Origin of the sequence: Streptomyces sp. NPDC047043, from assembly GCF_040644055.1 — a bacterium.
In the GTDB taxonomy this organism is placed as follows: Bacteria; Actinomycetota; Actinomycetes; order Streptomycetales; family Streptomycetaceae; genus Streptomyces.
Window position 1 is genome coordinate 1 of sequence record NZ_JBEYVO010000063.1, and the last position, 25,732, is coordinate 25,732.

Sequence of the window (25,732 nt, forward strand, 5' to 3'; positions counted from 1 at the left end):
GCCGGTCCTTGCTTGTGTACGACGACGAGGCCTCGTCGTCGTACACAAGCAAGGACCGGCCGATAGTCGTGCTCAGTGGGCGGTCCCGGTATGCACCGGGATCTCCAGGGGACCGAAGATGCTGGACTCGTGGCGGAACCGGAGTTCGGAGACCGGCACGGCCAGGCGCAGACCGGGGACCCGCCTGGTCAGCGTTCCCAGGGCGATCTCCAGCTCCGCACGGGCCAGGTTCGCGCCGAGGCACAGATGGGGACCGAACCCGAACGCGAGGTGCTGCCGGCTCGCCTGGTCCGGGTCGATCACCTCAGGGTGCGCGACCGCCTCGGGGTCGTGATTGGCCGCGTTCGTCAACAGTAGCAAGCCGTCCCCGGCCCGGATGTGTCGGCCGTGCAGTTCGACGTCCTCGATGGCCACCCTGACGGTGACCTTCTCGGCGATCGTGAACCAGCGCAGCAGTTCCTCCACCACGTCGGGGACACGGTCGGGTTCGGTGCGTACGACCTCCCAGAGGTGGGGGCGCTGCAGGAGTGCGAGGGTGCCGAGCCCGATCATGCTCGCGGTGGTCTCGTGTCCCGCGACCAGCAGCAACACACCCAGTTCTACCAGGTAGTCGTGTTCGGCGCCGTCCCGTGCCTGGCGGCCGAGCAGGTCCTCGGTGGGGTTCAGTTCCTTGTTCGCGACCAGGGTGTGCATGTAGTCCCGCAGCTCTTCGACCGCCGCCGCGCGTTCTTCCCGGGTCGCGGCGGCGGAGAGGAAGCGGCTCGACCTCTCCTCGAAGAACGCGTGATCGCCGTAGGGCACGCCGATGAGTTCACAGATGACCAGCGAGGGGACCGGCAGGGCCAGGACCTCGAACAGGTCGACCGGCTGTGTCGCCTGCAGCAGTCGGTCGATCCGCTGATCGACCACCTCCTGGATCCTCGGTCGCAGCTGGTTGATCCGACGTGAGGTGAACTCCTGGGTCACCGCGCGCCTGGCGCGGGGGTGCTCGGGCGGGTCCATCGTGATGATGTTGCGCGGCACATCGCGCCGCCGGGCGGGCTGGCTGGCGCTGAGCAACGGATAACCCTCCCGCCTGCGATCGGTGCTGAACCGGACGTCGTTCAGGACCTCACGGACGACCGAGTGCCGTGCGACGGCCCAGACCTCGCGCCCGTCGTGCAGGGTGGCGGGGAAGACTGGTTCGAGTGCCAGCATCCCGGCGTAGTCCGCCGGGGGCGCCAGTCCGTCCTCCCGGCGTACCGGCAGATGGACTACGGGACAGGTTCGGTCGGAAGTCCGTTGCATGGGCGGCCTCATCTCTAAGTGGACGAAATCTGTCCACTTGACGGTAGCTAGGCTGGACCCGAATGTCGAGGGACAGTCGCTCGCCGAAGGAGGAGCCCCGTGGGGACACACCCGTCAGGAGCCACGCCGACGAGGCTGCGCGGCGACGCGCGTCAGAACCGCGACCAGATCCTCCAGGCCGCCCGCCAGCAGTTCAGCCGGTACGGGTTCGACGTGGCCATGCAGGATGTGGCCCGCGCCGCTCAGGTGGGCGTCGGGACGCTGTACCGAAGGTTCCCGAGCCGGGAGGCACTGGTGAGCGCGGTCGTCCTCGACAGCCTGGAGCTGGCGATGGATCGCATACGCGACGTGCGCGCCACGGAGACGGACGCGTGGAGTGTGCTGGAGCAGGTGATGGCCGAGGCCGCCGCGCTGCAGCTGGCGATCGACTCGACCCTGCACGGCGCCGGATCCCGGGCAGAGCTACAGACGCCCGAAGTCCTGGCCGGGCGCCGGCGCCTCCTGGACCTTTTCGAGGAGATCGTGCACGAGGCCCGGTCCGAGGGTGCGCTGCGTGCGGACGTCGGTGTGGGCGACGTGGCCCTGGCGGTCGCGATGCTCGCCGGCGTACGCCCTTCCACCCTCCCGCAGGGCGCTCACCGCCGACTGCTGGCCATGCTCATGGCCGGCCTGCGTGCCGACGGGCTATTGGTCGCACTGCCCGGAGAGCCGGTCACCCGCGACGACTACGAGTCCCGGAGCCACTGAGCCCGGCGCCTCACGGAAGTCGCCTGCCAGGTAGTCACGTGGCCGGGTGCGGGTGCGGACAGGCGTCGAACGGCTCGGGCCGGTCCGGGGCGACGGCAAATCGTCAGGATCATTCGGCGACGGGTGCCAGGACAGCCGCCGACGCCCGATCGGACAGCTTTCGGCCGTGAGTCAGGGTCTGTACAGAGCCAAGCGGCCTGCAGCGAAGAAGGTTCCGGCTGATCGCGGGCGCCACGGGAACCCGGCCGAGCCCCTGAGGATGCCGCACGCGCTCACACCGGCTCCGGGAAGGTTCCGTTGGCAGCCGACCCCTGGGTCAACGCGGTGATGGTGGTGCGCAGTTCAGCCAGCACGTCGGCAGCCAAGGCGGTGACGTCCCGGTCGCCGGAGGCCTCGATCCAGCGGGTATAGGTCGCGTGGGAGGCCAGCCCGATCAGGGCGACGACCACGTCCGGGGACATGCCGTCCAGGCCCATGTCCCGCAGGGCCGTCGCGATCGTCTCGTTCTGGGTCTGCCGCTTGATCTGGTCACGCTCGCGCAGTTCGGAGTTCTGATCCACCACGGCCTGGCGGCGCCCGTACCAGGCACGCTTGGCAGGGTCGAACACCCCCACGATCGCCTGCAGGACGGCGTCGACCAGATCGAAGGCCGTGATCCCGGGCGCGACCGCGGCCACCGCGGCCACGGCCCGGTCGGCCATCTCACCCGTGCCGACGAACAGCACCTCGCGTTTGTCGGCGAAGTGACGGAAGAACCTGCTCTTCGATGTCCCCGCCCGCTCGGCGATCTACGCGGCGGTGGTGTTGTCGTAGCCGCGCTCGAACAGCTCCAAGGCAGCGTTCTGCAGACGTTCGCGAGTGTCCGGTTCCCATCTGCCCATGGACCCATCGTAAGTGATGGGACCAGGGACCCATCACATGATCGGAGCGCGAGCCCACCATGCCCTCTCTTGCCACTCCCGCCGCCTGGACGGGTCCACTGCCCGCGGCGAATCCGCCCGTCAGTATGACCCTCCACCACCTACCGACCGGCACGTACCAGACCCGGGCAGCGCTCGCCGTCCGCGGGGGATCCCTCCGCGACAAGCGTCCCTTCGCGGCATCCGCCGTCCTGGTCCGGCATCCGAAGGGTGACCTGCTGATCGACGCGGGCTTCGGCGCCGGTTTGTCACAGCACATCGCGATGCTCCCCTGGTACATGCGCTCCCCTCACGAGGCCGGCCGGACTGCGGCCGAGCAGCTCGACGCTGTCGGCTACGACCGCGGGCGGTTGATCGGCGTGGTGCCCACGCACACCCATGGGGACCACACGAGCGGCCTCGACGGCTTCCGCGGGACACCGATCTGGTTGAACGTGGCCGAACGGCGGTACGCTGCGAGCTTGCCGGACAGCAGGGTCTTCCGGCATGTGTCCGCCGGCCACGAGATCCGCTCCTACGACTTCGACAGCGGGCCCTACCTCGGCTTCCCGGTCGACCACGACGTGCACGGCGACGGCTCCGTGGTCATCATGCTCGCCCCCGGCCACACCACCGGCTCGGCGATCGTCTTCGTGACCCTGCCCTCCGGCATACGGTACGCCGTCGTCGGCGACCTCACCTGGCAGCTCGACGGCATCCGTCCGCAGCCGGGTCGAACGGCCTAGGCTCATGCGGAAGTTCGCCGACCACGACCCCGCGTCCGTCCGGCAGGACCTGCTGCGGATGATCGCCCTTGAGAACCTCGTACGGAACGTCCCGGCTCATGACCTCGACGCGTACGACGGATCCCCGGGTTGGCTCCCGCCGAGCCACCGCGCTGACGCGTCCCCGCAGTCGACGGGTGGTGTCCCGCCAGGTGACGCAAGGGATCTAGGCGCCGGAATCCACAGGTCGGAGCTGGTGGCCCCGCTGGCTCGGGTGCTCATCCGGCTTCATCGGGACGCTTCGCGGACGGTTGCCTCGGCGGAGGACGCCACGAGCCTCGGGCCGGAACGCGGAGCGCTTGATTCCCTACACCACGTCGCGGGGCACGACCGGTCGACGACCCCGGCGCGATGGCGCTGAACCCCCTGCGGGCGAAGCGCTTCACCACAACCGATCTTCTTGACGTGGCCGCGGATCAGGTGGGCGAGGGGGTTCGCGAGGACACGCGACAGCACCGGGCGGGCATGGTGGACAGACAGGGTCACCGAGACACTCGACGGAACGTCTGTTTTCCGTGACACAGACGCAACTTCCGTCGGGGGAACGTCAGTTACGGCTGCGCCCCGCCCGACCACCAACATGCCGCGAACCGCCGTCGCCCCGCTTGCGCAGCCGGCCGCGGTCGGCGGGCCCGACCATCTTCACTCACAGAGGTTCCAGCCGGCCCCGCACCGGACCGTCGACTCCTCGCACGATCGCCTGGATCCTGCGGCCACCGCCGGGCAGCGCACCCTCACCCGCTCCGTCGCCGCGGTGCGCGATGAGCAGGACCGCCCGGCCGCCTTCGCCAATACCGGAGCGACAGCCCGACGCCGGCTCGCCCACTCACGACCGCACGACGCAACACCTGTTCCGCGAACGCCACTTCGTCCCGCTCGGCCTGAACCTCCAGAAGCTCTAACCCACCCGCGCGGCGAGGGCGCCCTGTTCGCTTCGTGGAGCCGTGCTCCGCTGCCGCTACCGCGGCGGCCGGTCATGGGGCAGCCGAACCTGGCATCCCGCCGGAGCCGGACCTGCCCGACGATCTGCACCATGCCCGGACCGCCCGCCCCGGTCAGGACGCCGCCTGGCGACAGAGCCCCCGACCCCGGAGGCCGAGGGCAGGCTGCCCGCTTCCGCACCCTTGACGCGGGTTATCACCGTCACTAATCTCCGAAGAAGTTTCGCCAAGCGAAAACTGCGTGAAACGGTGACGACATAGGGAGATCGACAGTGGCCATCACCGAGTCCGAGGTCGGGGCGAGACTGGACCGCCTGCCCATCTGGCCTCACCCGAAGTCCCTGCTGTTCATGCTGGGCGCCGGGTTCTTCTTCGCCTACTTCGAGGGTGTCAACATCGGCATCGCGCTCCCGGGAGCACTGGACCAGTTCAACGCCTCGCTCGGCGACGGCGCCCGGGTGATCAGCCTGGGACTGTGGGGCACCCTGCTCGGGACCCTCAGCAGTGGCTACCTGTCCGACCGCAAGGGCCGTCGGGCTGCCCTGTTCTCCGGGGTCATGCTCTGCGGAGCGGGCTCACTGCTCAGCGCGTTCGCCCCTTCCCTGGCGGTGTTCACCGGCGCGCGCTTCCTTGCCAACATGGGCTCCGCGGCGGCCGCGATCACCATCGGCTCCTACCTCAGCGAGCTCTCCCCCGCCGCCCGCCGTGGCCGCCATGTGGCCACGGCCGTCATCCCGGGAATGGCCGGCCTGGCCAGCGTGCCGTTCATCGGCCTCGCCGTGGTGCCCGCATTCGACGCCGGCTGGCGGGTCATGCTGGTGATACCGGCCCTGGCGGCGGTGATCTACCTGGCGGGGTACCGCGTGATGCCAGAGTCGCCGCGCTGGCTCGTCACCCACGGCCGTGCCGACGAGGCCGAGAAGATCGTCCGCAAGGCGGAGGACCACGTACGCAGCCGAATTCCGGGCGAACTGCCGCAACTCGACACTCGACAGGCCGCGCGGCCCGTCGTCGCGCCGGATACCGAGGAGGGCGGCCAGACCCGGAAACTGTTCCAGCCCCCCAACCTGCGCTGGACGATCCTCTTCGCCCTGATCTGGTTCGGATTCCAGGTTCCGGTGAAGTCCGTCCTCGGACTCGGTGTGGAGCTGCTGACCCGACGCGGCTTCGACATCGCCCAGAGCATCGCTCTCTCGATCGGCCTGAGCGTGGGTGTGGTCATCGGCGCACTGCTGGCGTTCGCCGTCACCGACATGTTCCCCCGCAAACACTCGCTGGCGGCCATGACGGCGACCAGCGCGGTGCTGATCATCCTGATGGGGATCTTCCCGACCACCGCGTTGATCGTCGTGGCCTGGGTGGCCATGGGAATGGTGATCGGCTTCAGCACTCCCATCCTGAACCTGATCACCGCCGAGCACTTCCCGACCAGAATCCGCAACCGGGGCGCCTCCGTGTCCTCCGCGCTCGGGGACCTCGGCGGGGTGGCGGGCCCCTACATCGCCGTGGCGGCGTTCAGCGCTGTCGGGTTCTCGGGAGCATGGTTCGCCTTCGGCGGTTTCCTCCTCGTGCTGCTGATCCCGCTCGCGATGACCCGCAACACGAACGGGGCCGCTCTCGAGAGCGTCACGCCCGGACTGCCCACGGACACACCGACCGACAGCGAAGAGGGGACAGTCACCCGCACCTCCGCCTAGATCTTCCCCGGGCCGAACGCCACCAGGGGTGTCGGACTGATCTGCGGTCACGATGCCGCAGAGGATCGATACGAGCAGACCGGTCGAGCGCACCCCGTCGCGTCGGCCGGGCCCGAACGCGCTCGCACTGTCGAGCGCTGCGCGAGGACCGTGAACACCACGTGTCACCCGCTCGAAGTGCCGGCCGACCGCGCACCGAACGCCCACCCGAACCCGACCGCGCACCGAACGCCCACCCGAACCCGACCGCGGCTATCGGCCAGGCCGATAGCCGCGGTCCGCACGGGCTTCCGGCAGCGGACCGACCCCTCTGATCCGGCCACCGTCCCGTCCCCCCTGCGACGGCGACGCCGCCCGCTTCCGGCGCGCAGCAGACGAGTTCCGCGTCTGAACAAGCTGAGCATGGGAACGTGAAGCCGCACCGGGCCCCTCCGGCGCCGGGCAGACCGTGCCGCGCCCCGGGGCGATGTACTGGTTCGACGAGCAATCACCCGTCATGTGTGGGAATTGTGCACATGATGTGGTTGAATCCTACACAGCTCGACCAGTGGCTTGAACTCACCGTCCGCATCCTCGTGCCCTACCTGCCTTGCAGGGCCGTCGTGCGGGCCCGTCGTATCCGTTGGGACGAGCCACAGTGCGCGGGTCGCTGGGGGAGGGAACTGACGAGCCTGTGCTCGTCTCCGCCCCCGGCACCCCGGCGTTCCTCTGCTTCTTTTGGACTCAGGTCCCGCAGGTCTCGCCCTTGCCCACGCTCAGAACAATGCGCCGACGGCCGGGCGTTGTGCACGCGGCGCCACCGCACCGACGCACCGCTCGCGCGATGCCGTCCGCGTCACGCACGTGAAGGGATCCCCGCATGACCGCCACCGTCTCCAACTTCTACTACGGCGCCGTGACTCCGATCGCCGCCTACCTGATGGCCTGCCTCGGTGCGGCGCTCGGACTGCGCTGCACGACGCGGTCACTGCGGCGCCCGCAACGCCGGGCCGGGTGGCTGGCGTTGGGAGCCATAGCGATCGGCTGCGGTATCTGGACCATGCACTTCATCGCCATGATCGGTTTCAGCGTGCAGAACGCGCTGGTCAGCTACGACGCCTCGAAGACGCTTCTCAGCCTCGTCGTCGCCATCGCCGTGGTGGCCCTTGGTGTGTTCCTCGTCGGCTACCGGGGCAGATCCCCTCTGACCCTGGCAACGGCGGGCACCGTCACCGGACTCGGGGTCGCAGCGATGCACTACCTCGGCATGTCCGCCATCCACACCAACGGCACCATCAGCTACGACCCGCTGACGGTCGTCCTGTCTGTCGTCATTGCCGTCACGGCGGCCACGGCCGCGCTGTGGGCGGCGGTCTCCATCCACGCCCTGTGGGCCAGCCTCGGCGCGAGCCTGGTCATGGGAGTGGCCGTGACCGGGATGCACTACACCGGCATGGCCGCCGTCTCCGTCCACATCACCGGCCCTGCCGCCTCCGCGCAGTCGTCCACCGAGCTTCTGTCGTTCCTCCTGGTCATGCTCGCCGGCCCGCTCACGGTCCTCCTGGTCGCCGCCGTCATCGTTATGTTCGACCCGGACATGATGCTCGGCGACGACGGGGACCGTGCACCGACTGCACCGCATGAGATCGGCGCCGATCACCCTCTACAGCAGCCCTCCTGGTGACCGCCCTGGCACCCGGGCCCCTGAGACGTGTTGGCGGTCCGGACGACGGGATGGATCAGGCTCCCGGTCGAACCGCCCTCGCGGCGGGGCGGCACGACTGTCCCAAGTGCGCCGTCCTGACGGGCACCGCCTGTCACAACGGTCCATGCAGGACCGTCACGGAGGAGCACAGCCCCCTTCGTCCTGCCCGCGCTGTACAGAGCGCTCGAAGTCCTCGTTTCCGGGAGCCGGGTTGCGACCCTCCGGGGAAACAGAGCACGCCTGTTGGGACGGCGCCACCGCGCACCGTTCGACACGGCGGTTCGGGGCCCGACGACGGAACGCTGCCGTACGGTCCTGCGCCAGGCCCCTCAGCTGTCACCCGGCCCTGATGTCGTCCACGTACACGACGCCGGTGAGGGCCCCGCTGCTGCCGTGTCCGAGGTACAGGTTGAACGCCGTCACCTTGGCGAGATGAGCCGCGTCGAGCAGGGCGTCGGCGTGTGCGGTGTCCCAGGGGGCGGGCCTGAAGTCGCTGAAGAGTGCCTGGACCCGCTGCCCGGTGGTGTCGGACAGCGGAACCCCGTACTCGAAGTAGGCGCCGTCCGCGACGATCTGGAGGGTCGCGCCGTTCCCGGACCCGTCGCCTTGGAGCCACAGTTCCATGGATGTGAAGGCGGACCAGTCGGCGTCCACGGGTTTGCCGATGCCGGTGTACTCGGCGCTGGTGAAGTCGTAGGCGTAGGCCAGCCCGTAGGAGCCCGTGGCCCTGTGCTCGCTGGACAGGGTGGTGACGTTGGAATTGACGTGGCTGTAGGCCTCGCTCAGGCTGACGTCGTCCCCGGCGTAGCCCTCGAAGTCGTCCACCCACCCGTCGGGCAGGGGTGCGACCTCGCCGAGGAGCACCACGGCCGAGTCGGTGAGCGTCCCGCCGTCCACCCGCGCGCTCACGGTCACGTCGGCCTTGCGGTTGTCGAGCCAGGCCGGGTCGACCGACCAGTCGCCCGAGTAGAAGCCGTCGGCGTCGAGGCGCAGCGGTCTGGGGCGTCCGCCGTTCACGGCCCAGGTGACCCGGCTCGCCCGCGCCGGGGTGACCCGCACCCGTACGGTGGTCCTGGTTGTCGTCACGCGCTGCCGGTCCGTGGGGGTCACCAGGTGCAGGAACGGCTCGTTCCCGACGGCGGTGGTGCGTGCGGAGAACACCCCCCGCAGATCGTCGGCGAAGACGGTGTAGGGGTCCTCGTAGTACGACACGAAGTCCGCCCACAGCGGATGGCCCGGGTAGGGCACATAGGCGCGGTTGGTGCCTCCGAAGTTGGCCCAGGTGAGCATGTACGTCGCCTGACGGGCCAGCGGGTCCGCCTCGACGGCGGCCGACAGCCGGGTGAACCACTTCACGTCGCGTCCCTCGGTGCCGCTCTCCCCGAACTCGCTGAGGGCCGGCGCCTTGCCCCGCTCGTTCGCCAGCCGAACCACCATGGCCAGGTCGTTCACCAGGCCGTTCAGCCAGCCGGCCGAGCCGGCCGAATCGTCGTAGGCGTCGTAGCCGAGGATGTCGACGAACCGGTCGCCGGGGTAGGTCCTGAGGTAGCCGGTCGGGTCGCCTCCGAAGCTCTGGTTGGGCGAGTAGGCGTAGAGCAGGTTGTGGACGCCTCTGGTGTCGCGCAGGTACTCGACGGTGAAGCGGTACAGCTCGATGTACTCCGCCGAGGTGGTGTGGCCCGCGCCCCACCAGAACCAGCCGCCGTTGTTCTCGTGGAAGGGGCGGAAGATCACCGGGATCTCGGTGCCGTCGGCTCGACGGGCGCCCTTGACCGCCTTGGCGATGCGGTCGAGGAACGCGGTGAACCGCGCGTGCTGCGCGCCTCCGGGGAGGATCCGGCCGACCACTCGGCCCGCTGTGTCGTTGAAGTTCCCGCCGGTGACGAAGTTCGGCATGTGTGCGCTGAGCGTGTTGATGCCGCCGCGGGCGTCGCCCTGTCTGATGGCCCGGCTGAGCGCGGCGATGTTCTCGGCGTGGGTTCCGCCCTCGACGCCGGGACGCTCACCGCCGTCGAGGATGAGGGTGTCCCAGCCGAAGACGGCGGGGTAGTCACCCACCGCCGCCTTCGTGTCGGACGCCTTCCCGTTCGGGGTGCCGAAGGTGAAACCGTAGGTGAGATCGTGCTGGTGACCGAAGAGGATGCCCTTGCCCTGTTGGCGCTTCAGAAAGGCGAACAGGGAACGGGTGGCGGGGTTCGCCCCGTCGTCGACGAGCCGGACCTGCGTCGGCACGCCGGCGGACGTCCGGGGGGAAGGTGCGGCGGCGGCCTTCGACAGCTGGGAACCCGCTGCGACGGCGACCGAGGCACCGAGGAGGACGAACGCGCGACGGTTCAGGGGTGGGTTGGGCATGGACGTCTCCTTTGACGTGGGTAGCCCTGCTCAGGGGGAATGACTCGTTGCGGTGGAGTGGATGAACTGCTCTTTCTGTCCGGGGCGCTGGTGGAGCGGTTTCGGCGCCGGTCGAACAGCGGCCGGGCCGCGTGGTCGAGAGGGGGCCGGTCGCCGCCGGTGTGTGCCGGGGCGGCTCCCGGCATGGAGGGGCGCCTGATCGCCGTCTGCCCGGTCGGTCGTCTCGTGGCGTGACCGGTGCGGACCGCCGTCCCCTTGCCGTGGCCGCGGCCTCTTCTCCGGCAGTGCCGAGAGGGCCGGTTCGCCGCACATCCGAGCCCCCGACCACGCCCGGCCCGACCGCTGCCGCGGCGCCCTCCGGACGCCGTATCGGCTTCGCGCCGGGTGACTGCGCGGCGTGGGGGCGCCGCGGTCACCCGCTCGTCAGCGCGCGTCCTGTGACCGGGAACGGGTCGGGCCGACGCGGTCGTACGACCAGAACCACGGTCGGCACGGTCGGCGGTGCCGACGGCAGACCCGTCGCCGCCGATCCTGCCCGCCCGTTCACTTCGTGGCGCCCCGTGCGAACCCGTTGTAGATGTAGCGCTGGAGGAAGAGAAAGACGACGAGCGTGGGCACGATGACGAGGATCGCGCCGGCCGAGATGGCCTCCCAGTGGGCGCCGAAGGGGCCCTTGAAACGGAACAGGGCGGTGGAGATGGTGCCCAGGTTCTCGGAGGGCATGTAGAGGAAGGGGACGTAGAAGTCGTTGTAGACGGTGATGCCCTTGATGATGACGACGGTGGCGATCGCCGGTTTGAGCAGCGGGAAGATGATCCGCCAGTAGATGGTGAGCGCGTTCGCGCCGTCGAGCCGGGCGGCCTCGTCGAGGGAGACGGGGATGGAGCGGATGAACTGCAGGAAGATGTAGATGGACACGATGTCGGTGCCCATGTACAGCACGATCGGCGCCCACCGGGTGTCGAAGAGGCCGAAGCTGTTGACCACCTGGAAGGTGGCCACCTGTGTGGTCACGCCCGGCACCAGGGTGGCGACCAGGAACAGGCCCATGACCAGTTTCCGGCCGCGGAAGGTGAACCGGTCGATGGCGTACGCGGTCATCGAGCCGATGATCACGGTGCCGGTGATGGAGAACAGCAGGATGAACGCGGTGTTCCCGAACGCCGTGAGCATGTGCCCGTCGCTGAACGCGGTGGCGTAGTTGGACCAGTTGAGCCAGTCGTGGGGCAGACGGAACGCGCCTCCCCCGTCCGTCATCTCCTTCGACGTCTTGAGCGAGGTGAGGAAGACGACGACCAGGGGCACCAGGACCACCAGCGACGCGGCGGCCAGGGACAGATAGATGAGGACCGAGCCGATGCCCCGGGGGCGCCGGCCGTCCACGGCGTTGGCTGTCATACGAGGTCCACCTTCTCGTCGGGCACGAGGCGGCGCTGGATCCAGGTGATCACCAGGATGATCAGGAGCAGGACGACCGCCGCGGCGGAGGCCAGGCCCGTCTTGTTGAACTGGAACGCGAGCTTCACCGTCTGGATGACGAAGGTCGTGGTGCCGGTGGCCCCGCCCGTCATGATGTAGGGGATCTCGAAGACCGAGAGGGACCCGGACACAGCGAGGATCACGCTGAGGCTGATCACGGGCTTGATGCTCGGCGCGATGAGGTACCGGAACTGGTGCCACCGCGTGGCGCCGTCGAGTTCGGCCGCCTCGTACAGTTCGCCGGGGATGGACTGGATCGCGCCCAGGAAGAGCACGAAGTTCAGTCCGGTGAAACGCCACACGGACACGCCCGCCAGGGAGACGTTGGCGGACGTCGGATCGCCGAGCCAGGCGTGGTCGCCGCCCGCGCCGAACCAGGACAGCACCGAGTCGAGGGTGCCGCCGTCCTGGAAGAAGTAGAGGAAGACGAAGCCGATGGCGACGCCGTTGATGAGATAGGGGAAGAACAGGATTCCCTTGAAGAGGTTGCGCAGGCGCAGGTCGAAGCTGAGGACGGTCGCGAAGTACAGGGCGATGACGATCTGCACGGCGGAGGCGGCCAGGTAGTAGAAGCTGACCAGGAACACCCGGAACAGCTCGGGACGGGTGAAGAGTTCGGTGTAGTTCCCGGCGCCGACGAGGTGGATCTCCGGGCTGACGCCGTCCCAGTCGGTGAAGCTGTAGTAGATCATGTTGGCCACGGGCACGTAGGTGAACGTGACCAGCAGGGCCAGCGGGGCCAGCAGGAACAGCCAGGGGGTGGCCCGGCTCAGCGGGCCGCGTCCACGCCGGGGACTCCTCGTCGCCGTCCGGCGCGCCCTGCCGCCGGACGCGCGGGCGACGGTGCTCTCCTCGCCCACGCGTGCGGTGGGCGTCTGTGTGGTGGGGGTCATGTCGGCCTTTCGGTCGTCCGCTGGATGCGGTCGGCGGGCTGGACCCGGAGGCGGGGAGGCTTTGGCCGGGTCCGCGCGCCGCGCTCCGTCAGGAGCCCGCGGTCTTCTCCGCCTCGTTCCACTTCTTGTCGAGGTCGGCGAAGTAGTCCTTCAGGCTGCCGCTCTGGACACCACGGGCCATGTCGACCAGCTTCTGCCGGTAGTCGGGCTTGGCCAGGCCGATCTCGGCTTCGTTGTCGATGGCGTTGACCTGGGCGCTCTTGGCCTGGGACTGTTCGAGAAGAGTGACACCGTTGTCTTCGAAGGGCTTCAGGGTGTCCGGCAGGGCGCCCGCCTTGAGCGTCGGGATCGAGCCCTCGTTCTGGGCGAAGCCGGACTTCTCGGTGAACCAGTCGACCCACGCCCGCGCGGCGGCCTTGTGCGTCGAGTGGACGCTCACCGCCTGCTGGTAGTCGGACGACGTGATCGCGCAGAACTTGCCGTTCTTCTGCGCCGGGAACGGCATGAACCCGATGTCGTCGGGGTTCGTCCCGGCGGTCTCGGCCGCGTTCTGCATCTGGCTGATGGCCCAGGAGCCGAGCTGCATGGTGGCGATCTGCCCGCGGGCGATCATCCCCTTGGAGTTCTCCCAGTTGGTGGTGGTGGGGTCCTTCTCGGCGAGCTTGTCGTGGACGACGTCGTAGAGCAGGGTGTCGATGACGTTGAGGTCGCTGCCCTCGGCCCAGGGGGCGGTGGAGGTCGCCAGCTTGTCGTTGGCCTGCGCGTCGCAGCTGACCGAGCCGATGCTCGCGGTGCCGGCTGTCAGCGGCCACATGTCCTTGAAGTTCGTGTAGTACGGCACCGCGCTCGTCTTGGCCTTGACGGCCTTGAGGTCGGTCAGGAACTCCTGCGGGGTGGTGGGCCAGGCGGTGATGCCGGCCTTCTTCCAGACCGCCTTGTTGTAGACGAACCCGTTGGCGTTGCCCACGGTGGCGAGGCCGTACACCTTGCCGCCGACGGTCGTGTTGCCGGTGAAACGGTACTTCTGGCTCAGTTCGGCGGTGGTGCCCAGCGAGGCGAAGAACGAGGGGTAGTCCTTCTTGGCGATCGCGTTCGGGATCATCAGCACGTCACCGTAGTTCTTGGTGTTCATGCGGATCTTGACCTCGCCCTCGTAGTCGGTGACGCCCTCGAACTTCACCGTCACCTTGGGATAGGACTTGTTGAAGGCGGCCGCGTACTTTTTCATCGTGCCGTTCTGGACGAGGTCCGTGCGGTGCGTCAGGACCGTGATGGTGCCGGACACGCTGTCCGGGTCCTTCGCCGCGGCGGCGGACTCCCCCTTGGTCGCCGCCGCCCCCGTGCATCCCGTCGCCGTGAGCGCCGTGACGGCGATCAGCGTGGCGACGGCGAGCGTCTTCCTCCCCATATGCGCAGCTCCTTCCAGATTTGCGGCTCAGGCCCGCCTTTGGGCTGTCGGCACTATGGCACCGGCGGATTGAACCGGTAAAGCTGTCGGTTCCATCGCGATACTCAATCGTTACCTTGATGCCTCAAGGACCAGCCGTATCAGCAGAGAAAAGAGGTAAGGGCGAACAAACGCCCCAGATCGGCGAGGACTAGACCGGTTTATGGACATCCCTGGACCGGGCAGCTAGGTTGACTGGGCCGTCACCGGAACCGACCTTGCCTCACGTGAGGGGAGCCGCACATGAAGGACGTCACCCAGCTCAGCGACGGGTGGGGGCTGCGTCACGAGGACACGGTGCTGCCCGCCCGGGTACCGGGCTGCGTGCACACCGACCTGCTGGCCGCGGGGATCATCTCCGACCCTTTCATCGGCGCCAACGAGCACGACATCGCCTGGGTCGGCGACCAGGCCTGGGCCTACACCGCCCGCCTCACGGCCGACACCGCGCACGAGCGCACGGACCTGGTCTTCGACGGCCTCGACACCGCGGCCGAGATCACCCTCGACGGCAAGGTGCTCGGCCGGACCCGCAACATGCACCGCACCCACCGGTTCGACGTCACCGGCCGCGCCGGAGAACTCCAGGTGCGCTTCACTCCGGCCCGCGAGGAGGCGGAGGCCGTACGCAAGACGGTCGGCGACCGGCCGAACGTCTATCCGGAGCCCTCCCAGTACATCCGCAAGATGGCGTGCAGCTTCGGCTGGGACTGGGGTCCCACCGTCGTCACCGCCGGGATCTGGCGGCCCGCGCGACTGGAGCACTGGTCGACCGCCCGGATCGCCCAGGCCCGGCCCGTCGTCACCGTCACCGGGGCACAGGGCCGTGTCGAGATCCACCTCACGGTGGAACGCACCGGCGGCGGCGCCGGACGTCTCCTGACCGCGCGGGCGTCGGTGGCCGGAACGGACACCGAGGTCACCTTCGCGGACGGACACGCCCTGCTCGTGCTGGACGTTCCCGAGCCGGAGCTGTGGTGGCCGCGCGGGTACGGGAAGCAGCCGCTGTACGACCTGACGGTCGCCCTCGCCGACGGCGACGACACACTGGACACCTGGCGGCGGCGCATCGGCTTCCGCACCATCGAACTGGACCGCACCCCCGACGCGTACGGCACCGGCTTCACCCTGGTCGTCAACGGGGTACGCCTCTTCGCCCGCGGCGTGAACTGGATCCCCGACGACGTCCTGCCCTCCCGCGTCACCCCGGAGCGCTACCGGCACCGCCTCACCCAGGCCGCGGACGCCAACGTCGACCTCGTGCGCGTCTGGGGCGGCGGCATCTACGAGGACGACACCTTCTACGACGTGTGCGACGAACTCGGGCTCATGGTCTGGCAGGACTTCCTGTTCGCCTGCTCCGCCTATCCCGAGGAGCAGCCACTGCGCGGCGAGGTGGAGGCCGAGGCCCGGGAGAACGTCGTACGGCTGATGCCGCACCCCTCGCTGGTGCTGTGGAACGGCAACAACGAGAACCTGTGGGGCTTCAGGGACTGGGGCTGGGAGCCCGAGCTGGCCGGTGACTCCTGGGGCGGGGGATACTACCTGGAGCTGCTGCCGCGGGTCGTCGCCGAGTTGGACCCGACCCGGCCGTACACGGCGGGCAGCCCTTGGTCCGGTTCCTGGGACCATCACCCCAACGACCCGGCGCACGGCACCCACCACTCGTGGGAGGTGTGGAACCGGAGGGACTACGCGGAGTACCGCGACAGCGTGCCGCGCTTCGTCGCCGAGTTCGGCTGGCAGGCGCCGCCCGCCCTGGCCACCCTGCAGCGTGCCCTGCCCGGCGAGGACCTCGCCCCCGACTCGCCCGGCATGCTCCACCACCAGAAGGCCGAGGACGGCAACGGCAAACTCGACCGCGGGGTCGCCCGTCACTTCGCTCTCCCGAGGGGCACCGGGGCCGGTTTCGACCGCTGGCACTACCTGACCCAGCTCGTCCAGGCCCGGGCCGTCGCCGCCGGCATCGAGCACTGGCGCTCCCACTGGCCGCGCTGCGCCGGCACCGTCGTCTGGCAGCTGAACGACTGCTGGCCGGTCAGCTCCTGGGCGGCCGTCGACGGCGACGGACGGCTCAAGCCGCTCTACCACGAGTTGCGCCGCCTGTACGCCGACCGACTGCTCACCCTCCAGCCCACCGCGGACGGCGTCGCGCTGTGCCTGGTCAACCAGGCGGCCGTCCCCTGGCGGGCCGAGGTCACCGTACGCAGGACAGCCGCCGAAGGGACGGTGACGGCCCGGGTGCCGCTCACCGTGGAGGTGGGCGCTCGTGACGCGGTACGGACGCCGCTGCCCGCGGACCTGCTCGGGCTGGACGGGGAGTTCCTGGTCGCGGACGTGGACGGGCTGCGCGCGGTGTACTTCCCCGTACCGGACCGCGAGTTCCCTTATGCGCGCCCGGACTTCGACGTACGGGTGGAGTCCGTCCCCGGTGCTGCCGATACAGTCGACGTCGTGGTCAGCGCACACACCCTGGTCAGGGACCTCCTCCTGCAACCCGACCGGCTCGCCCCCGACGCCGTGTCCGACACCGGCCTCGTCACCCTGCTCCCCGGCGAGGAGGGCCGAATCCGCGTCGGCGGCTGGGCCGGGCCCGACGCGGAACAGGCCCGTGCGGCGATCTTCTGCGTGGAACCGTCGTGAGCGCACCCCCGCAACGCGTCACCATCAAGGACGTCGCCGCCCTGGCCGGTGTGTCGAAGGGCGCGGTGTCGCTCGCGTTCAACGGCAGGCCCGGGCTGTCCGTCAGCACCCGGGACCGCATCTTCCAGGCGGCCCGGGAACTGGGATGGACACCCGACGTACGGGCCCGCAGCCTGTCGTCCGGCACCGAGGTGGACACCATCGGGCTGGCGATCTGCCGACCGGCCCGCCTGCTCGGCCTCGAACCCTTCTACATGGAGTTCATCTCCGGGGTCGAAAGCGTGCTGGTCGAGCGGTCCTGCTCGCTCCTGCTGCACCTGGTGCGGGACGTGGACGAGGAGATCGCGCTGCAGCAGAGATGGTGGCGGGGCCGGCAGATCGGCGGGTCCATCCTGGTCGACTTCCGTGCGAACGACCCTCGCGTCCCGGCACTGCGCGCCGCCGGACTGCCCGCGGTGGCGGTCGGTCACCCCTCGCTGACAGGCGGATTCACCTCGGTGTGGACGGACGACGCCACCGCCGCGACCGAGGCCGTACGGTATCTGGCGGCGCTCGGCCATCGCCGCATCGCCCGGGTCGGCGGACCCACCGGACTCGGCCACAGCGCCATCCGCGCGAAGGCGTTCGCCGAGGCCACGCGGGACCTGGGCCTCGCCGACGACCTCCAGATCGCCACGGGCTACGAGGGCGAGGAAGGAGCGCGCGCCACCCGTTCCCTGCTGCTCATGACCGACCGTCCGACGGCGATCCTCTACGACAACGACATCATGGCCGTCGCGGGAGCCGCCGTCGCAGCGGAACTGGGCGTCTCGGTGCCGGGTGACCTCTCCCTGCTCGCCTGGGACGACTCCCAGCTGTGCCGGCTGACCCACCCGCCGCTGTCCGCGATGAGCCACGACGTGCACGGGTTCGGCGCCGACGTGGCCCGGACCCTGTTCGCGGTCATCGCCGACGAGGAACCCGCGTCCCACCAGGTCGCCACCCCCTCGCTCACCCCCCGCGGCTCGACGGCACAGCCGCCTCGGTAGGACCGCGGCCTGCGGTGGAGGTCCCCCGGGACCGGGGCCGACCACAGCGAGGCAGCGCCGACACCCGGCCCGTACCCGGCGCCGCTTCGGGAAGCGGCCAGTTACGGCCTTGGGAACCAATCGAACAGCCGGCATCGGTGAGATTGGCTTCCTGGACGCCGTGGACCATGGTGTGCGCATCGCCGGGTTCCGGCTGGGGCGGGAGCCGGACAAGCTCCCGCCGAACCGGCTCTCCTGGGGGTGGGCGGCATGCTCGGCCGCCCGTTCACCGACGGGTACCTGTCCGCGAACATCTCAGCCGGGAACAGCTCGCCGCGCTGCCCGGTCAGGAACATCGCACTCCCGCGGTGGCGGGTGTTGCGCGCGAGCGCACATGCGGTTGCGCGTCCGGAGCAGCACCGCCTCCCGCCCCCGTCCATGCTCGGAACCATGCGAAACGACATCGAATTCCGGACCACCGACGGGACTCTCCTGCGCGGCTGGCACTACGTACCCGAGGGCCCCGGTCCTTTCCCCACCGTGGTCATGGCCACCGGCCTCTCCGGCGTCAAGGAGGGGGGACGCCTGCCCGACCTGGCCGAACGGTTCGCGGCGGCCGGCCTCGCCGCCGTCGTCTACGACCACCGCAACCTCGGCACCAGCGAGGGCACCCCGCGCCAGGAGATCGACCCGCTCCTGCAGATGCGCGACTACAGCGACGCCGTGACCTTCGCGGAGACCTTGCCGCAGACCGACCTGGAGCGCATCGGGGCCTGGGGCTCCAGCCTCTCTGGCGGACATGTGATCGTCCTCGCCGGCCAGGATCGCCGCGTGCGCGCCATCGTCGCCCAGGTGCCCATGGTCAGCGGCCGCGAATGCGGCCAGCGGCTGGTGCCCGCGCCGGCGCTCGCCGCGGCGGCGGCCTTCCACCGGGCCGACCGCAGGGCGCGCATGGCGGGCGGGACTCCCGCGATGATCCCCGTGGCCTCCCCCGACCCCACCGCCCCGGCCGCCCTGCCGACCCCGGACTCCTGGGAGTTCGTCCAGACGCACAACGACCTCCCCACCTATCGCAACGAAGTGACTCTCCGCAGTATGGAGCTGCTGACCGGCTACGAACCGGGCCTGCTCATCGAGCGCGTCAGTCCCACCCCCATGTTGATGATCGTCGCGGAGGACGACCTCGTCTGCCCGCCGGAGCTCCAGTTCGCCGCCTACTCCCGCGCCCACGAGCCCAAGAAGTACGTCAGCATCCGCGGCGGCCACTTCGACGTCTACCGTGACGCCCTGGCCTTCGACCGGGCGGCGGAGGCGGCCGTCGCCTTCTTCACGGAGCACCTCGGCGCTGCCGGCTGAGGGCCGTCGCGCGCACCTCGCGCGGGCTCGCACCGTAGCGTTCGTGGAACGAGCGACTGAAGTGTCCGGCGTTGGCGAACCCGACGGCGAAGGCGATCTCGGTGACACCGCGGCCGTCGGCCCGGCTCAGCTCCACATGGGCGCGGCCGAGGCGGAGGGCCTTGACGTATCCCCGCACCGTGTGGCCTCGCTGGGCGAACACGTCCTGGAGAGTGCGCAGCGGCACCTTCAGTTCGGCAGCCAGGACCCCGGGGCTCAGATCCGGGTCCTCCAGCCGTCCCTCGACATGGGCGCAGGCACGCTTGAACAGCGCGGCCTGAAGCGCCGCCCGCCCGTGCAGCACCCGCGGCCGCAGACATGCCACCAGCAGTTCGGCGAGGGCCCGGGACGAGGCGTGCCGACCCGTGTCGTCCAGCTCCGGCGCGTAGCGGGCCACATCGCCCGTCACCGCCCGGAACAGGCCGACAGCCGGGTCCGCGGACGGCAGCTCGACCATCGGGCGGGCGTCGAGAGTCGGGCACAGCGTGGCAAGGAACTCGCGCGGGAAGAAGACACTGCGCTTGTGGTCCTTCTTCTTGATGTCGAACCAGACCGGTGCCGTGCTGTCCCACACCACGACGCCACCCGGCCGGAGTTCCACCGTCTCATCGCCACCACCGATGACCATGCGTCCCCGGAGCTGGACCAGGGCGACGATCCATTCGTCCTCGGTACGCGCGATCTCCTCCGGTCCGCGCCGCCCGCCCACCGGAGCCGCCGAGGACTCCACGATCCGGGACCGCGTCAGTTCGTGAGCGCGCATCCACCCGATCTCGCCACCGCCCGGCCGGAAATCACCGGGCTCCCGGGACTCCAGCCGCCACGGGACATGGACGGCGGACAGCACGTCCTGTTCTCGTGTGCGGCCGTCGCCCGAGACCGGCCGGATCCGCGTCGCTCCGGTAGCCATACGACCAGTGAAACACACCCGCTTCTCTCTGTACGCCGCCGAGGACGGCACGTCCACCCCGATGCCGCCGGCCCGCTCCCGCCACGCCTCGGTCCGCTCCCTGGGGCGATAAGCCCGCCCCGGCGTCGCCTCGGTCGCCCGACACGTCGCCGAACGCGAGCCCGCCGCACGTCGCCGCGCGTGACACCTCTCGTTTCCAGCTGGGGTGGCACGCACATCGCGATCGAACAGCACCCGGGTGGCTGGTGTTTCCACGCCTCTGCAGTTGGGCGAGGAAGGTGTCGATGATCGTGCGGAGATCTTCGGCGCCCCAACCCGCCTTGAGAAAATGAGGGGCGTTGCTGGTCACGACTGATCGATGGGCGCGAGGTCGCAGCTCGGCTACGCGATCCAGCTGGGCACCGTGCGGTTCCTGGGCACTTACCTGGCCCACCCCGAGGACACGCCAGCCGAAGTCGTCGCATACGTCGCCGACCAACTCGGCCGTGTCCCACCGGCGCTGACCGGGTACGGCGCCGAGCGCACCCGCTGGGACCGCCAGAACGCCATCAAGGACGCCCACGGCTACAGCGGCCTCGAGAGCGACGCCTGGTGGAAGCCGGCCCGCTGGCTGTGGGACCGCTGCTGGTCCGGCAACGAACGGATTGCCACTCCGGCCCAAGCCCGTGCGCATCCGCCGAACCGAGGACCCGCTCACCCTTGAGGAGATCGACCTCCGCGAACAGCTCCAGGCCCAGCCTCACGTGGGCTGACCTGCGGGTCCCAGCCACGGCAGAGGACCCCGACAGCACGGCCGGAACCCTCTCACCGTTCAAGATGAGTCTCACCGATACCGGCTGTTCCGTTGGCCCACCAGCACCAAGGGTGAGGAGTCCTCCTCGGAACCGGCGATGCGGCCCTCGGGGCCGTGCTCTCAATGACCGCCTTCGTCCGCCAGAGCGCGATCACTCGGCGGCACGCCGCGCCGCGGTCACCACGGTGATCAGCAACCCGGGGTCATCGCATCTGCCGGTACGGCCGCTCGCCCACGTCGATGTGAACGCCGTCGTCGCCGATCTTGACCGCGAAAGTGGTGAGAGGCTTCGAGGCCGGAAGGGAAAGGGCACGGCCGTCACGAACGCAGAATTTGGCGAAGTGGAATCCGCATTCGACCTCCTCACCCGACAGATAACCGTCTTCCGACAGCGACGAGAGCGCATGGGTGCATGTGTCGTCGATCGCGAAGAATTCCCCTCCTACGCGAAACAGGGCAATGGGCGGCAAGGTCTCGATACGCAGCGCCTCGCCTTCCTGGAGATCATCGGGGCCACAGGCGCGAAGCCATGCCATTTTCCACGTTCCTTTCCACCGGAATTCTTGATCCACTGCCGGCGACGGCGGACGGCTCCATCCGGCCGGAGGGAGCCGGGCCACGGCATCCACATGTTCGGGCCGACGCCGGACGGAGGGAAACCCGATGTTCCGCATGTTGAAACAGCCCGTAAACACCGAGCTCACCGAGACCCCGGGGGAGCGGAAGGGCTCCCTCGTCCTCACGGGAGGGACCGGAATGCCAAAGAGAGGTGAACCTTGTTGACATATTCCCGTAACCTGCCACACTCCTCCCCAGGAGTTCGAGAGCGCGGTCGGGCCGCTGACTCAACAAGGGCGTGAGGCATGAATTACACGGAGCCTGCCGGCGACAAAACGGAAACACTCGACCACCGTGAGCATTCGCTGAGTTCGGTACACAAAGCACTCGCACTGCTCGATTCGCTGGCCGGTATGGAATCAAAGGCGGGTCTCACCGAACTCGCCCGTCGTGTCGGTATTCCCAAGCCGACCGCCTACCGTCTCCTCGCCGTCCTCGCCGAGGCGGGAATGGTCGAGCGCCGGGGCACCGACTATCTGCTGGGACTGCGGATGTTCGAGCTCGGGGCGGCGGCGAGCCGGCCGAAGAGCGTGAACCTGCGCGAGCGCGCGCTGCCGTATCTCGAGGATCTCTACGAACTCACCCACGAGACCGTCAGCCTCGCGGTTCTGGACGGGCAGGACGTCCTCTATGTCGAGAAGATCCACGGTCACAGGTCGATGCCCACTCCCTCGCACGTCGGCGGCCGTCTCCCCGCCACCTGTGTCGCACTCGGCAAGGTGATGCTGGCCTACGCGAACCCGGGCCTCGTGCGGGAGATCGTGTCGGGACCACTGCCCCGGATGACCAGGTACAGCGTCTCCCAGCCCGGCCGGCTCCTCGCCGAGCTACGCAAGATCCGCGACGCGAAGGTCGCGTACGACATCGAGGAGGCCCAGGTCGGTCTCACCTGCGTCGCCGCGCCCCTCTTCGACTCCGGCCGTCGCGTGGCGGCGGCGATCTCGATGTCCGGACCCACCTACCGCTTCGACGCGAAGGCCTGTGAACGCGCCGTGAGCCGGGCCGCGCAGCTGCTCTCGACCTTGGTGATGCCCTCGCTCGACCCGCAGCACAGCGCCTGGGAGCCTGAATGCGGCGACCCGGGACAGCCCACGGCGCCGAGCGGCTCCCCGCGTCACCAGGGCTGAGACCCGGGCCGCCCGATCTTGTCGAGCGCGGCGAGCTGCTCGGGCTCCAGAGCCACGTCGACAGCGCCGACCACAGCCGCGAGTTCCTCGACCGACTCGGGGCCGATGATCGCCGCGGCCACGGGCCGCCGGTCCAGCAGCCACCGCAGCGCCAGGTGCGCCGGGGCCTGGCCCCAGTCCTTGGCGAACGTGTCGAGCAGACCGGCCGCGTCACGCTGTTCCTGCGAGAACGTCACAGGGACACCCCATCGCCGCAGACCTCCGAAGGGGCGCTCCAGCACGTCGAGTCCGGCCAGCGCCCCGCCTGCCAGCGGGCTGAAGCAGGTCAGCGACACTCCGAGTTCCTCGGCGGCCGGCACGATCTCGCGTTCCGCGGCCCGCCGGATCAGGTTGTACTCGATCTGGTTCAGCACGGGCCGCGCCGCGCTCCGCGCGTCGGCCGTGAGGACCGCCTTGGTCATCTGCCAGCCCAAGTGGTCCGACAGCCCGACGTATCTGATCTTCCCCTGCCGCACCAGGTCGTCCATCGTGCCGAGCGTCTCCTCGACGGGGGTGTCGGGATCGGGGTGGTGCAGGTGGTAGACGTCGATGTGGTCCGTCTGCAGGCGGCGCAGACTCCTGTCGACCTCCCGCAGGATGTGGAACCGGCTCAGCCCTCCACCCCGGTTCACCTGCCCCGGTACGGCCAGTCCGAGACCACCGTCGTTGGGTCCGTCGCCGACGGGCTCACCGACCTTCGTGCACACCAGGACGTCGTCGCGGCGGCCCCGCAGGGCTTTGCCGAGCAGTTCCTCGGCGTGCCGTCGTTCCGCGGCTGCGGGAAGTCCGGGGCGGTCGAACGCCGGACGGTTTCCGTAGGTGTTCGCGCAGTCGAAGACGTTGACGCCCAGATCGACAGCGGCGTGCACGAAGCGGCCGGACTCGGCCTCACCGGGAGCGAGGCCGAGAAGCGCCGTGCCCAGGGCGATGCGCGACACTCTGACACCGGTGCGGCCCAGCAGTGCGTATTCCATTGGTCATTCCATCCTTGAGGGCCCTTGCGACGGCCGGCGTCTGCCGGCACGGGGCGATTGCAACGGCTCAGTGGTCCGGGGGCGGGCTCCTCGGCTACGGCCGGGCACGCACGAGCCCCCCGGAGTCGGCGACGGCGGTCTTCCAGGGGGTGCGATCGCGCACCATGCGGCGCAGCCGGGCGAAGAGCCGCGGCTGGTCGACCACGACGGCGGACGACAGCACTCCGTCGTGTCCGGTGATCGCGGCGAGGCCCTCCTCGACATCCCGCAGCAGTGCGAGATCGTCCGAGGCCCTGGGCCTTCCGACGATCTGCACACGGTGGCCGAACTGGTCCGACCACACATAGGGCAACAGGTCGTCCGAGGGCGTCCTGCCCTGGATCACGGCGGCCACCACGGCGGCCTGCTCCCCCGCCGCGGTCCAGTGCTCGGTCCGTACCGCCTCGCCGTAGCGGGGGCTCCACCAGCGGGCGACGTCACCGACGGCGTACACGTGCTCCGCTCCTACGGCCTGGCCGGACGCCGTGCAGCGCACCCCGTCCGTGACGTCCAGCCCCGACGACGACAGCCATTCCGCGTTCGGCACGGATCCGACGCCGATGACGAACAGGTCGCCCGCCACCTCGGTCCCGTCGTCGAGCAGCACTCCGTCCACACGGGAGCTTCCGGCTTCCTTGAACGACACGACGGTTCTGCCGCACAGCAGCGAACTTCCCGCCTGCTCGTGGAAACCACCCAGCTTGCTGCCCAGTTCCGCCCCGAACACCCGGGCCAGGGGCGCGGACGCCGACTCGATCACCGTCACGTCCAGTCCGCGGGCGCGGCCCGCCGACGCGACCTCCGAGCCGATGAATCCGGAGCCCACGACCACCAGTGACGTCGCGGTCGTCATCGCGGCCCGGATCGCCGCCGCGTCCTCCAGCGAGCGCAGCCCGAAGACGTTGTCGTACCCCGCCGTGCCGGCCAGGCTCCGGGAGCGCGACCCCGTGGCGAGCACGATGACATCGGCGGTCAGCCGGGAACCGTCGTCGAACCCGACGCCGTGGCCGGCGAGGTCGAGGGACGTGGCGGCGGTGCCGAGCCTCAGGTCCAGCTCCAGATCCGCCAGTTGCTCCGGAGTCCTCAGCGCGACCTCGTGCGGCTCCCTGTCGCCGGTGAGCAGTTCCTTGGACAGCGGTGTACGGTCGTACGGCGCATGGGGCTCACTGCCCACCATGCAGATGGCGGCGTCGGAACCCGAGGCTCGCAGGGCCTCGGCGGTACGCAGTCCGGCCAGCGAGGCTCCGACGATCAGCACCCTCACATCGAGCTCCTTCACGGCATCAGGACGGTCTGTTCCGGAGAGAGGCCCCGGCTCCCTGCGAGGCCCCGAGAGCGGACGGCGTCAGGACGGAGGGTTTCCTCACCCCCGGAACAGGGCCCGTTCCGACGCCCCCCACTCGGTCCCGGGTCTAGAAGAAGACGCTCAGGTTCTTGGACAGGATCGTCGCCTGGTCAAGGGTGATCGTCCTGTTGGCGATCTGCCACCGGTGGTCACCGACCCGCCGGAGCACATCGTCCCGGCGGCCGACCCACAGGTCCCACTCGCTGTCACCGCGGGTGCGGTACGTGAGGAAGTACGACCGGGTGTCGTACTCCTCCGGCGAACTCCCGGGCTCGACAGAGATGTTGGTGACGATGTGCCGGGCCCGGCTCGGCGGGTCCTCGGCCCAGGCCATCCCGGTCCGCAGTCGTACGATCCGCTGCCAGAGCGAGGCCTTGTCCTCCTCGAAGTTGGCCGCCTCCCCGACGCCCGAGGTCTCGGAGGCGAGTTCACGCGACAGACGGTTGTAGCGGATCGGCATCCAGTACCGGATGTCGTCCGCGAAGAGCGCGAACCACTCCTCGTAACGCCGCTCGTCGAGCAACTTCGCTTCGAGATAGAGGACTTGACTGATCTCGTGGTACGTCGGCAGATCGACGTCCAGGCTGATGCCCGGCACGTCCGCGGAGGTCTCCTCGTCGACGGTCGTCAT

20 protein-coding genes are annotated in these 25,732 nt (G+C 69.5%); 9 read left to right on the forward strand and 11 right to left on the reverse strand.

Annotation, left to right across the window (positions count from 1 at the left end):
• Positions 1-72: 72 nt before the first annotated feature.
• Positions 73-1,287: a cytochrome P450 gene (locus ABZ880_RS52490; RefSeq protein ID WP_361278671.1), complete on the reverse strand. Its 1,215-nt coding sequence runs from the start codon at positions 1,285-1,287 to the stop codon at positions 73-75.
• A gap of 99 nt (positions 1,288-1,386) precedes the next feature.
• Here ABZ880_RS52490 and ABZ880_RS52495 point away from each other — a divergent pair, with 99 nt between their 5' ends.
• Positions 1,387-2,034, forward strand: a complete 648-nt coding sequence (locus tag ABZ880_RS52495; RefSeq protein WP_361278674.1) for a helix-turn-helix domain-containing protein — start codon at positions 1,387-1,389, stop codon at positions 2,032-2,034.
• A 272-nt stretch (positions 2,035-2,306) separates the two neighbouring features.
• On the opposite strand, the gene ABZ880_RS52500 is transcribed toward ABZ880_RS52495, so the two are convergent.
• The gene (locus ABZ880_RS52500; protein ID WP_361278676.1) at positions 2,307-2,759 is read right to left on the reverse strand and encodes a hypothetical protein; all 453 of its coding nucleotides are present in this window, start codon (positions 2,757-2,759) and stop codon (positions 2,307-2,309) included.
• 281 nt (positions 2,760-3,040) lie between these two features.
• Here ABZ880_RS52500 and ABZ880_RS52505 point away from each other — a divergent pair, with 281 nt between their 5' ends.
• The 3 genes from ABZ880_RS52505 (at position 3,041) to ABZ880_RS52515 (ending at position 8,019) form a co-directional block, all read left to right on the forward strand.
• Positions 3,041-3,679 (forward strand): MBL fold metallo-hydrolase, encoded by a 639-nt coding sequence (locus ABZ880_RS52505; RefSeq protein WP_361278678.1) that lies wholly within the window; start codon positions 3,041-3,043, stop codon positions 3,677-3,679.
• A 1,252-nt stretch (positions 3,680-4,931) separates the two neighbouring features.
• Positions 4,932-6,356 (forward strand): MFS transporter, encoded by a 1,425-nt coding sequence (locus ABZ880_RS52510; protein WP_361278680.1) that lies wholly within the window; start codon positions 4,932-4,934, stop codon positions 6,354-6,356.
• An 859-nt stretch (positions 6,357-7,215) separates the two neighbouring features.
• Positions 7,216-8,019, forward strand: a complete 804-nt coding sequence (locus tag ABZ880_RS52515) for an MHYT domain-containing protein (protein ID WP_361278682.1) — start codon at positions 7,216-7,218, stop codon at positions 8,017-8,019.
• Positions 8,020-8,376: 357 nt separating this feature from the next.
• On the opposite strand, the gene ABZ880_RS52520 is transcribed toward ABZ880_RS52515, so the two are convergent.
• The 4 genes from ABZ880_RS52520 to ABZ880_RS52535 form a co-directional block, all read right to left on the reverse strand.
• Positions 8,377-10,392 (reverse strand): glycosyl hydrolase, encoded by a 2,016-nt coding sequence (locus ABZ880_RS52520; protein WP_361278683.1) that lies wholly within the window; start codon positions 10,390-10,392, stop codon positions 8,377-8,379.
• Between the two features lie 543 nt (positions 10,393-10,935).
• A complete protein-coding gene (locus tag ABZ880_RS52525; RefSeq protein ID WP_361278684.1) occupies positions 10,936-11,790 on the reverse strand; it encodes a carbohydrate ABC transporter permease in 855 nt (284 codons plus the stop codon).
• Positions 11,787-12,764 (reverse strand): sugar ABC transporter permease, encoded by a 978-nt coding sequence (locus ABZ880_RS52530; protein ID WP_361278686.1) that lies wholly within the window; start codon positions 12,762-12,764, stop codon positions 11,787-11,789. The genes ABZ880_RS52525 and ABZ880_RS52530 overlap by 4 nt, the downstream gene beginning before the upstream one ends.
• An 88-nt stretch (positions 12,765-12,852) precedes the next feature.
• Entirely contained in the window at positions 12,853-14,172 is a 1,320-nt protein-coding gene (locus ABZ880_RS52535; RefSeq protein WP_361278688.1) for an ABC transporter substrate-binding protein, read from the reverse strand.
• A 282-nt stretch (positions 14,173-14,454) separates the two neighbouring features.
• Here ABZ880_RS52535 and ABZ880_RS52540 point away from each other — a divergent pair, with 282 nt between their 5' ends.
• The 3 genes from ABZ880_RS52540 (at position 14,455) to ABZ880_RS52550 (ending at position 19,217) form a co-directional block, all read left to right on the forward strand.
• Positions 14,455-16,854 (forward strand): glycoside hydrolase family 2 protein, encoded by a 2,400-nt coding sequence (locus ABZ880_RS52540; protein WP_361278691.1) that lies wholly within the window; start codon positions 14,455-14,457, stop codon positions 16,852-16,854.
• A complete protein-coding gene (locus tag ABZ880_RS52545) occupies positions 16,851-17,882 on the forward strand; it encodes a LacI family DNA-binding transcriptional regulator (RefSeq protein WP_361278693.1) in 1,032 nt (343 codons plus the stop codon). Before ABZ880_RS52540 ends, ABZ880_RS52545 begins: the two co-directional genes overlap by 4 nt.
• A 429-nt stretch (positions 17,883-18,311) precedes the next feature.
• Entirely contained in the window at positions 18,312-19,217 is a 906-nt protein-coding gene (locus ABZ880_RS52550) for an alpha/beta hydrolase (protein ID WP_361278695.1), read from the forward strand.
• Here the strand turns inward: ABZ880_RS52550 and ABZ880_RS52555 are convergent.
• Positions 19,189-20,166: a helix-turn-helix domain-containing protein gene (locus ABZ880_RS52555; RefSeq protein WP_361278697.1), complete on the reverse strand. Its 978-nt coding sequence runs from the start codon at positions 20,164-20,166 to the stop codon at positions 19,189-19,191. The two genes, ABZ880_RS52550 and ABZ880_RS52555, sit on opposite strands and share 29 nt — an antisense overlap.
• A gap of 358 nt (positions 20,167-20,524) precedes the next feature.
• Between ABZ880_RS52555 and ABZ880_RS52560 the strand changes: the two genes are divergently transcribed.
• The gene (locus ABZ880_RS52560; protein ID WP_361278699.1) at positions 20,525-20,869 is read left to right on the forward strand and encodes a DUF4158 domain-containing protein; all 345 of its coding nucleotides are present in this window, start codon (positions 20,525-20,527) and stop codon (positions 20,867-20,869) included.
• 293 nt (positions 20,870-21,162) lie between these two features.
• On the opposite strand, the gene ABZ880_RS52565 is transcribed toward ABZ880_RS52560, so the two are convergent.
• Positions 21,163-21,495, reverse strand: a complete 333-nt coding sequence (locus ABZ880_RS52565) for a non-heme iron oxygenase ferredoxin subunit (RefSeq protein WP_361278701.1) — start codon at positions 21,493-21,495, stop codon at positions 21,163-21,165.
• Positions 21,496-21,822: 327 nt separating this feature from the next.
• On the opposite strand from ABZ880_RS52565, the gene ABZ880_RS52570 reads away from it, so the two are divergent.
• Positions 21,823-22,704, forward strand: a complete 882-nt coding sequence (locus ABZ880_RS52570; RefSeq protein ID WP_361278704.1) for an IclR family transcriptional regulator — start codon at positions 21,823-21,825, stop codon at positions 22,702-22,704.
• On the opposite strand, the gene ABZ880_RS52575 is transcribed toward ABZ880_RS52570, so the two are convergent.
• From ABZ880_RS52575 to ABZ880_RS52585, 3 genes are all read right to left on the reverse strand, one after another.
• Entirely contained in the window at positions 22,692-23,717 is a 1,026-nt protein-coding gene (locus ABZ880_RS52575; protein WP_361278706.1) for an aldo/keto reductase, read from the reverse strand. The genes ABZ880_RS52570 and ABZ880_RS52575 overlap by 13 nt on opposite strands.
• A gap of 94 nt (positions 23,718-23,811) precedes the next feature.
• Complete coding sequence (locus ABZ880_RS52580) at positions 23,812-25,020, reverse strand: FAD-dependent oxidoreductase (RefSeq protein ID WP_361278708.1); 1,209 nt, start codon at positions 25,018-25,020, stop codon at positions 23,812-23,814.
• A 148-nt stretch (positions 25,021-25,168) separates the two neighbouring features.
• Positions 25,169-25,732, reverse strand: a complete 564-nt coding sequence (locus tag ABZ880_RS52585; protein ID WP_361278710.1) for a 3-phenylpropionate/cinnamic acid dioxygenase subunit beta — start codon at positions 25,730-25,732, stop codon at positions 25,169-25,171.

Coding starts and splice junctions, on each gene's coding strand:
- ABZ880_RS52525 (WP_361278684.1), bottom strand. CDS start 11,790: ATGACAGCCAACGCCGTGGACGGCCGGCGCCCCCGGGGCATCGGCTCG.
- ABZ880_RS52550 (WP_361278695.1), top strand. CDS start 18,312: ATGCGAAACGACATCGAATTCCGGACCACCGACGGGACTCTCCTGCGC.
- ABZ880_RS52585 (WP_361278710.1), bottom strand. CDS start 25,732: ATGACGACCGTCGACGAGGAGACCTCCGCGGACGTGCCGGGCATCAGC.
- ABZ880_RS52505 (WP_361278678.1), top strand. CDS start 3,041: ATGACCCTCCACCACCTACCGACCGGCACGTACCAGACCCGGGCAGCG.
- ABZ880_RS52540 (WP_361278691.1), top strand. CDS start 14,455: ATGAAGGACGTCACCCAGCTCAGCGACGGGTGGGGGCTGCGTCACGAG.
- ABZ880_RS52555 (WP_361278697.1), bottom strand. CDS start 20,166: ATGGCTACCGGAGCGACGCGGATCCGGCCGGTCTCGGGCGACGGCCGC.
- ABZ880_RS52515 (WP_361278682.1), top strand. CDS start 7,216: ATGACCGCCACCGTCTCCAACTTCTACTACGGCGCCGTGACTCCGATC.
- ABZ880_RS52490 (WP_361278671.1), bottom strand. CDS start 1,287: ATGCAACGGACTTCCGACCGAACCTGTCCCGTAGTCCATCTGCCGGTA.
- ABZ880_RS52570 (WP_361278704.1), top strand. CDS start 21,823: ATGAATTACACGGAGCCTGCCGGCGACAAAACGGAAACACTCGACCAC.
- ABZ880_RS52575 (WP_361278706.1), bottom strand. CDS start 23,717: ATGGAATACGCACTGCTGGGCCGCACCGGTGTCAGAGTGTCGCGCATC.
- ABZ880_RS52565 (WP_361278701.1), bottom strand. CDS start 21,495: ATGGCATGGCTTCGCGCCTGTGGCCCCGATGATCTCCAGGAAGGCGAG.
- ABZ880_RS52520 (WP_361278683.1), bottom strand. CDS start 10,392: ATGCCCAACCCACCCCTGAACCGTCGCGCGTTCGTCCTCCTCGGTGCC.
- ABZ880_RS52535 (WP_361278688.1), bottom strand. CDS start 14,172: ATGGGGAGGAAGACGCTCGCCGTCGCCACGCTGATCGCCGTCACGGCG.
- ABZ880_RS52560 (WP_361278699.1), top strand. CDS start 20,525: ATGGGCGCGAGGTCGCAGCTCGGCTACGCGATCCAGCTGGGCACCGTG.
- ABZ880_RS52530 (WP_361278686.1), bottom strand. CDS start 12,764: ATGACCCCCACCACACAGACGCCCACCGCACGCGTGGGCGAGGAGAGC.